The 5,220-nt window shown below is 64.3% G+C and carries 7 protein-coding genes; 3 read left to right on the top strand and 4 right to left on the bottom strand.

Going from position 1 to position 5,220, the window contains the following annotated elements; translation table 11 throughout:
- From ACE3S9_RS14450 to ACE3S9_RS14435, 4 genes are all read right to left on the bottom strand, one after another.
- The coding region (locus ACE3S9_RS14450; protein ID WP_374547180.1) for a serine--tRNA ligase at positions 1–1,119 on the bottom strand (1,119 nt) is incomplete at its 3' end.
- 40 nt (positions 1,120–1,159) lie between these two features.
- Positions 1,160–1,933, bottom strand: a complete 774-nt coding sequence (gene tatC, locus ACE3S9_RS14445; RefSeq protein ID WP_374547179.1) for a twin-arginine translocase subunit TatC — start codon at positions 1,931–1,933, stop codon at positions 1,160–1,162.
- The gene (gene tatB, locus ACE3S9_RS14440; RefSeq protein WP_374547178.1) at positions 1,930–2,391 is read right to left on the bottom strand and encodes a Sec-independent protein translocase protein TatB; all 462 of its coding nucleotides are present in this window, start codon (positions 2,389–2,391) and stop codon (positions 1,930–1,932) included. Before tatB ends, tatC begins: the two co-directional genes overlap by 4 nt.
- A gap of 120 nt (positions 2,392–2,511) precedes the next feature.
- Positions 2,512–2,754 carry a twin-arginine translocase TatA/TatE family subunit gene (locus tag ACE3S9_RS14435; protein WP_374547177.1) on the bottom strand — a complete coding sequence of 81 codons (243 nt, stop codon included), beginning with the start codon at positions 2,752–2,754 and terminating at the stop codon, positions 2,512–2,514.
- 300 nt (positions 2,755–3,054) lie between these two features.
- Here ACE3S9_RS14435 and accB point away from each other — a divergent pair, with 300 nt between their 5' ends.
- The 3 genes from accB to ACE3S9_RS14420 all read left to right on the top strand — a co-directional run.
- Positions 3,055–3,606: an acetyl-CoA carboxylase biotin carboxyl carrier protein gene (gene accB / locus ACE3S9_RS14430; protein ID WP_374547176.1), complete on the top strand. Its 552-nt coding sequence runs from the start codon at positions 3,055–3,057 to the stop codon at positions 3,604–3,606.
- Positions 3,606–4,967 (top strand): acetyl-CoA carboxylase biotin carboxylase subunit, encoded by a 1,362-nt coding sequence (accC, locus tag ACE3S9_RS14425; RefSeq protein ID WP_374547175.1) that lies wholly within the window; start codon positions 3,606–3,608, stop codon positions 4,965–4,967. Before accB ends, accC begins: the two co-directional genes overlap by 1 nt.
- A partial coding sequence (locus ACE3S9_RS14420) for a hypothetical protein (protein WP_374547174.1) occupies positions 4,968–5,220 on the top strand: 253 nt, incomplete at its 3' end.

Below are 5,220 nucleotides of genomic sequence, written 5' to 3'. Positions count from 1 at the left end.
GTCGCCGGTGCAGAGCAGCACGACGCGGTAGGGCAAGCCGAGCCGCTTCAGCACTTCCTCGGCGCAGGCGGTCATGCGCTCGTGCTCGGCAAGGGATTGCTCAGGCGTGGTGATCGAGACCAGCTCGACCTTGGAGAATTGATGCTGGCGGATGATGCCGCGCGTGTCGCGCCCGGCCGCGCCGGCTTCAGCGCGGAAACAGGCCGTGCCGGCGGTCACGCGCTGCGGCAGCGCGGCTTCGTCGAGAATCTGCTCGCGGACGAGATTGGTCAGCGGCACTTCGGCGGTCGGGATGAGCCAGAAATGCTCGATATCGAAGCTGTCAGCCTTGGGCGTCGCCGCCACTTGCGCCGCCACGTCGCCGCCCGCCGCTGCGGCCGCCTCGATGCCGCCCAACGCATCCTTCAGCCCTTCGACCGGAACGAGGCCCAAAGCCGCAAACTGGTCGTCCTTGAATTTCGGCAATTGCGCCGTGCCGAACATGGCCTGGTCGCGCACCAGCAGCGGCGGGGCGACTTCCTGATAGCCATGCTCGTCCGTGTGCAGGTCCAGCATGAACTGGGCGAGCGCGCGCTCCAGCCGCGCCAGCTTGCCTTTGAGCACCACGAAACGCGCGCCGGACATTCTGGCGGCCGCCTCGAAATCCATCAGGCCGAGGGCCTCGCCGATCTCGTAATGCTCCTTGGGCTTGAAACCGTCCGGGAAGGAAGGCTTGTCGCCGACGCGGCGCACTTCGACATTGTCGTTTTCGTCCGCGCCGGCCGGAACCTCGGGCAGCGGGCGGTTCGGGATGGCGGCGAGTTCGGTTTCGAGCGCCGTGATGGCGTCGCGCTCCTCGGCCTCGATCGCGCCCATCGACGTCTTGAGATCGGCGACCTCCTGCTTGAGCCTTTCGGCCAGCGCATTGTCCTTGGCCTTCATCGCCGCGCCGATTTCCTTCGACGCGGCGTTGCGGCGCTCCTGCGCGCCCTGCGCGCGGGCGATGGCCGCGCGGCGGGCGTCGTCGAGGGCGAACAGGCGTTCGATCAGCGCGTCGGCGGCGTCCTCATCTGGCTTGCGGCGCAGGAGGTCGGCGCGGAACCCTTCGCGGTCGTCGCGGATCGATTTGATGTCGTGCATGGGACGCTCGGGACTGGCAGGCTCAAACAGAGCGAAAAGATCAATCGTCGGCGGACGCGGCGCGATTCTTCTCGATCAGGCCCACCACGAAAATCGCCCCTTCGTAAAGAAGCAGCATCGGAACGACAAGGGCGCACATGGAAATCAGGTCAGGCGGCGTGAGAATGGCCGCGACCACCGTGATCAGCACAATCGCATAACGCCGTTTCTCACGCAGAAAAGTCTGGTCGATGACGCCGATATGGCCGAGCAAAGTGAGAACGACCGGAAGCTGGAAGGCGGCGCCGAAAGCGAAGATCAACGTCATGATGAGCGAGAGATATTCGCTGACCTTAGGCAGCAGCTCAATGGTCGCCTCGCCCTTCACGCCCAATTGCTGGAAACTGACCGAAAAGCGGATCAGGAAGGGCATGACCGCATAATAGACCAGCAGCGCGCCCAGAAAGAAAAACAGCGGCGTCGCGACGAGATAAGGCGCGAAGGCCTTGCGTTCATGGGCGTAAAGGCCGGGCGCGACGAATTTGTAGACCTGCATCGCAATGATCGGAAAAGCGATGAAAGCCGCGCCGAACATCGACAGTTTCAACTGGGTGAAAAACTGTTCCAGGAAATGGGTCGCGATCAGCTTGGCGTTTTCCGCCCCCACCACCGAGACATAGGGGCCGAGCAGGATGTTGTAGATCTCATGCGAGAAATAGAAGCAGAAGATGAAGGCGACGAGAAAGGCGAGCAGCGCCTTGATCAGCCGCGCGCGCAATTCGATCAGATGTTCGATGAGCGGCGCCTTGGTGGAGTCGATGTCGGCCTGGGTCATGGCGCGCTCCCCGGTCCGGGCTTCGACGGCTCATGCACAGGAACGGGTTCAGGTTCAGGCGGCGTAGGCGCGACGGCCAGCGGCGTCGCGATGATCGGCGCGCTTTCGGGCGTGCTTTCAGGCGCGGCGGGCGCCGCCTCGCCGGCTGCAGCCTCGCCGGTTGCGGCCGGCTTGTCGGCAGGCATGTCCACCTTTGTTTCCAGCATGTCGGCGACATGGGAAAAGGCGTCCTCGACCGAGGCCTGCCGCTTCAGATTGCCCAATTCGTCCTTGATCTCAGTCAGTTCGGCCTCGCGCATGGCTTCGCTGAACTGGCTCTGGAAATCCGACGCCATGCGCCGCGCCTGGCCGATCAGGCGGCCAAGCTGGCGCAAGGCGTTGGGAAGATCCTTGGGCGGAATGAAAATCAGGGCCACGACGCCGATCAGCAGCAGCTTGCCCACATCGAAATCGAACATCGCGGCCTCTCTGGCCATCGCGCGGCGTGCGGCGCCGTCGCCGATCGCTCAGGAGAAAACATTCGTCAAATCATCGCTTTGACGAAAAAGTCCAGGGTGGATATCGCCGGGTGGGGCGCCTCAGCCGACCTTGTTGGCGTCGCGCGAGGCGTCGACGGCCGCGGGGGCCTGATGCTCGATCGTCCGGGGCGCGTCGGCGGCGGCCGGCTTCGCGGCGGCCTCGTCGTCGGACAGCCCCTTCTTGAAGCTTTTGATGCCCTTGGCGACATCGCCCATGATTTCGGAGATCTTGCCTTTACCGCCGAACAGGATCAGCACCACGACGCCCAAAAGCAGAAGATGGGGCAAGGAAAAACTGCCCATAACGAAAAACCTCCCGAAATTCCGGTCAACGCGCGCGCCATGGCGCGCTCTCGCCGAAAACCTAGTGCGCCGCGCCGGCAAAAACAAGCTGCGCCGAAACATGGGGATATTGGCGGGCGGCAAGGCCGTGATCGTGTGAGGCTTTCAAAGCCATGCTAAAGAGTCTATGACCGAACGCGAGAATCGCGAATGTTCAATCAAACGGGGCCAGAAACGCCGCCTCCGAGCCCGCCGGGACGGCGCGCCGGCCAGAGCGCGCAGCAAGACCGAAAGCGCCCCATAGCGAAGGCCGACGACATAATGAGCAAGACCAGCTCCTCCGCCGCCAAATCGACCCGAGCCAGCGAAACCACCGGCGGGTCCAAGGCGGCCGGCGAGAAGATTACGGCCGGCGAGAAGATCGACGCCAAGCTCGTCCGCGAAATAGCCACCCTCCTGAGCGAATCCGACCTGACCGAAATCGAAGTCGAAAAGGGCGATCTGCGCATTCGCGTGGCCCGCCAGCATGGCGTGGCAGCGCCAGCCGCCGTTTATGCGCCCGCCCCCGCCGTCGCCGCCGCGCCAGCCCCTGCGCTGGCCGCGCCGTCGCACGCCGCCGCCGAACCCGCGGTAAACCATGCCGACGCGCTGAAATCGCCGATGGTCGGCACCGTCTATCTGCGCCCGAGCCCGGACGCCAAACCCTTCATCGAAATCGGAACCCATGTCTCCGTCGGCCAGAAAGTTTTGCTGGTCGAGGCGATGAAGACCTTCAACGATATTGTCGCGGACAAGACCGGCACGATCACGGCCATTCTGGTCGAGGATGCGCAGCCGGTCGAATATGGCCAGCCGCTGCTGGTTATTTCCTGATGTTCGAAAAAATTCTCATCGCCAATCGCGGCGAAATAGCCTTGCGCATCCTGCGCGCGGCGAAGGAGCTGGGCGTCGCCACCGTCGCCGTCCATTCCACCGCCGATTCCGAAGCCATGCATGTCAAGCTGGCTGACGAATCCGTCTGTATCGGACCGCCAGCGGCGCGCGATTCCTATCTCAACATTCCGGCTTTGCTGGCGGCCTGCGAGATCACCGGCGCCGACGCCGTCCATCCCGGCTACGGCTTTCTGTCGGAAAACGCCAAATTCGCGGAAATCCTCGAAGACCACGGCATCGCCTTCATCGGCCCCAAGGCCGAGCATATCCGCATCATGGGCGACAAGATCGAGGCCAAGCGCACAGCGCGGGCGCTCGGCATTCCCTGCGTTCCCGGCTCTGAAGGCGGCGTGACCGACGACGACGAGGCGATGAAGATCGCGCTCGACATCGGCTTCCCGGTCCTGGTCAAGGCGGCGGCGGGCGGCGGCGGACGCGGCATGAAGGTGGCGCGCACCCCGGTCGACTTACCCGAGGCGCTCGCGGTCGCCCGCGCCGAAGCCAAGGCGGCCTTCGGCGACGACGCGGTCTATCTCGAAAAATATCTGGAAAAGCCGCGCCATATCGAGATCCAGATTCTCGGCGACGGCAAGGGCAATGCGGTCCATGTCGGCGAGCGCGATTGTTCGCTGCAGCGCCGCCACCAGAAAGTGCTGGAGGAAACGCCCTCCCCCGCGCTGAACCAGGACGAGCGCAACCGGATCGGCGAAATCTGCGCCGACGCCATGCGCAAGCTGCACTATTCCGGCGCCGGCACGATCGAATTCCTGTACGAGAACGGCGAATTCTATTTCATCGAGATGAACACCCGCATCCAGGTGGAGCATCCGATCACCGAGGCGATCTCCGGCCTCGACCTGCTGGTCGAGCAGATCAAGATCGCCACCGGCGCGCCGCTCGGCTTTACCCAGGCGGATCTCGAATTGCGCGGTCACGCCATCGAATGCCGCATCAATGCCGAACATCCGGTCACTTTCCGGCCCTCGCCCGGCAAGATCCTCTATTTCCACCCGCCGGGCGGCGTCGGCGTCCGCGTCGATTCCGCCGCCTATCAGGGCTATACGATCCCGCCGAATTACGATTCGCTGGTCGGCAAGCTGATCGTGCAGGGCCGCACCCGCATTGAGGCGCTGATGCGCCTGCGCCGCGCGCTTGACGAATTCATCGTCGACGGCATCGACACCACCTTGCCCTTGTTCCGGACTCTGGTGCGCAATCCTGATATCCAGGACGGCGCCTATGACATTCATTGGCTGGAACATTTCCTCGCCAATGGCGGCATGGACAATCCGGAAACCTGATTGCGCTGGATCGCTGGCCTTTTCGCCTTTCTGGCGCTCGCCGGCGCGGGCTACTGGCTGTTCCGCGCGCCGCAAGCGCCGGTTCCGGCGCTGATCGCCGGCCTGCCCGACGACGGCCTGCGCGGCGCGCCCTGCCCCTCGCGCTCGCTCTATGAGCAGGACGCCCGCCGGAAACAGGGCGTGCGCCCGCCCGCCGCCTTGGGCGAGAAATTGCGGAAGCTGTTTCCGTCCGGCTCCGACGCCGGCGCGCTGG

Source organism: Rhodoblastus sp. (assembly GCF_041915505.1).
Taxonomy (GTDB): Bacteria; Pseudomonadota; Alphaproteobacteria; order Rhizobiales; family Beijerinckiaceae; genus Rhodoblastus.
This window is presented reverse-complemented; position numbering and strand designations above follow the sequence as displayed.

Excerpts from the sequence above, each read along its gene's own strand:
- tatC (WP_374547179.1), bottom strand. The coding sequence starts at position 1,933 with ATGACCCAGGCCGACATCGACTCCACCAAGGCGCCGCTCATCGAACAT.
- tatB (WP_374547178.1), bottom strand. The coding sequence starts at position 2,391 with ATGTTCGATTTCGATGTGGGCAAGCTGCTGCTGATCGGCGTCGTGGCC.
- ACE3S9_RS14435 (WP_374547177.1), bottom strand. The coding sequence starts at position 2,754 with ATGGGCAGTTTTTCCTTGCCCCATCTTCTGCTTTTGGGCGTCGTGGTG.
- accB (WP_374547176.1), top strand. The coding sequence starts at position 3,055 with ATGAGCAAGACCAGCTCCTCCGCCGCCAAATCGACCCGAGCCAGCGAA.
- accC (WP_374547175.1), top strand. The coding sequence starts at position 3,606 with ATGTTCGAAAAAATTCTCATCGCCAATCGCGGCGAAATAGCCTTGCGC.